The organism is Actinoplanes sp. NPDC051633 (assembly GCF_040681735.1).
Classification (GTDB): domain Bacteria; phylum Actinomycetota; class Actinomycetes; order Mycobacteriales; family Micromonosporaceae; genus Actinoplanes.
This window is the reverse complement of record NZ_JBFAZH010001396.1, coordinates 1-1,817: the sequence shown is the minus strand read 5'-3', so window position 1 is coordinate 1,817 and position 1,817 is coordinate 1. Positions and strand designations below refer to the sequence as shown.

3 protein-coding genes are annotated in these 1,817 nt (G+C 69.5%); all 3 read left to right on the top strand.

Going from position 1 to position 1,817, the window contains the following annotated elements; all coding sequences use genetic code 11:
* The coding region (locus AB0M20_RS41375; RefSeq protein WP_364306783.1) for a hypothetical protein at window positions 1–634 on the top strand (634 nt) is incomplete at its 5' end.
* Window positions 631–1,440: an IS21-like element helper ATPase IstB gene (istB, locus tag AB0M20_RS41370; RefSeq protein WP_364306782.1), complete on the top strand. Its 810-nt coding sequence runs from the start codon at window positions 631–633 to the stop codon at window positions 1,438–1,440. The genes AB0M20_RS41375 and istB, both read left to right, overlap by 4 nt.
* A complete protein-coding gene (locus AB0M20_RS41365; protein ID WP_364306781.1) occupies window positions 1,430–1,753 on the top strand; it encodes a hypothetical protein in 324 nt (107 codons plus the stop codon). Before istB ends, AB0M20_RS41365 begins: the two co-directional genes overlap by 11 nt.
* Window positions 1,754–1,817 lie beyond the last annotated feature (64 nt).

Here is a 1,817-nt window from a genome sequence, read left to right as displayed (position 1 = left end):
GTGGCGCACGCTGCCCGACGACATCAGTATCCAGGCGGCGCAGGCAGGACTGGACGCGCTCTGCGAGCGCCTCGACGGCCGGCGCCGGATGCGCGCAGGACACCGCAGCACCGTCGGTGAGCTCGCCGAGGCTGAGCCGTTGCGGGCCTGCCCGCTCGCGCCGTTCCCGGCCGAGCTCGAGCTGACCAACACCGTCACCCCGCAAGGGCTGGTGCCGTTCCGCGGCAACCACTACTCCGTCCCACCGGGCATGCGCGGCACCGCGATCACCGTCAGGCACCGTCTCGGCACCGACACCGTCCGGCTGGCCACTGCCTCCGGTGTGATCGTCGCGCAGCACCCCCGCAAACCTGACGGCGCCGGCGAGATCATCCGCGACGACGGACACGTCATCGCCTTGGAGAAGGCGGTCCTCGAACGATTCAGTACCGGCCAGCGCTGCCAGCACAAAACCCGCCGTCCACCCTCGGCCGCCGCCATGGTCGAGGCATCCCGGCTGCGCGGCGTCGCGACCGGCGATCCCGCCGCCCGGGTCGTGATCGACATGTCCACCTACGCCGCGGCCGCAGCCCGGCTCAAGAACCCGCCGTCCACCCCGGACAGCGTCAGCACAACCGAGGAGAACCATTCGTGACTACCAGCCCACCGGCGATGAGCGAAGCACGCCGCTATCAGCAACTGCGCGCCCATCTGGCCTATCTGAAGCTGAACGAAGCGGCTGAGGCCCTGCCTCGGATCCTGGACGCCGCCCGCACCGAACGGCTGTCGCTGACTGCGGCCCTGGAGCGGCTGCTGGAGATCGAGGTCGAATCCACCGAGGCCCGCAAACTCGCCGGCCGGCTGCGGTTCGCCTGCCTGCCCGAGCCCTGGTCAATCAGCGACTTCGACTTCGCCGCGCAACCCGGCGTCGACGAGAAACTCATCCGCGATCTGGCCACCCTGCGGTTCCTCGACGACGCCTCCAACGTGTTGTTCGTCGGACCGCCCGGCGTCGGCAAGACCATGCTCTCGGTCGGACTGGCCCGCGCAGCGGTCGAGTCCGGCCACCGGGTCTACTTCACCACCGCCGCCGATCTTGCCGCCCGCTGCCACAAAGCCGCGATCGAAGGCCGCTGGGCGACCTGCATGCGCTTCTTCGCCGGCCCGCGCCTGCTGGTGATCGACGAACTCGGGTATCTGCCACTGCCCAGCGACGGCGCATCCGCCCTGTTCCAAGTGATCAACCAGCGGTATCTGAAGTCGTCGACGATCTTGAGCACCAACGTCGGCATCGCGGACTGGGCCGGCGCGTTCGGCGACGCCACCGTCGCCGCAGCCATGCTCGACCGGCTCCTGCACCGCGCCGCCGTCGTCGGCATCGACGGACCCTCCTACCGGCTACGCGCCCACCAAAACCACGCCAGCACCCTGCGCCAGGCGGTGAACAACCGTGCCAGCTGAACCCGACACCCGCACCTGCCCGATCTGCTGGAACACCTTCACACCCGCCGCCCGCAACACCGGCCGGCACACCTACTGCTCCGGGCGCTGCCGCGCCGAAGCAGGCCGCCGCCGGGCCCGCGACACCACCACACCGCCCGACACCAGCACCGCCATGCCGAAGCCCTACCGGCCCGAACCCGCCGCCCTACGCGACTGCCCGCACTGCGGCCAACCCATCACCATCGTCGCGCTACTGACCACACCACAAGCCGCACAACCGGCACCCGAACCATCCAATGTCATCTCACTACGAGCCGTCCACACCAACTAACATCAACCCGCCCGGGTGGGGAAGATGATCTAGCAGCCGTGAGGACAACCGGCTAGCGCCAACA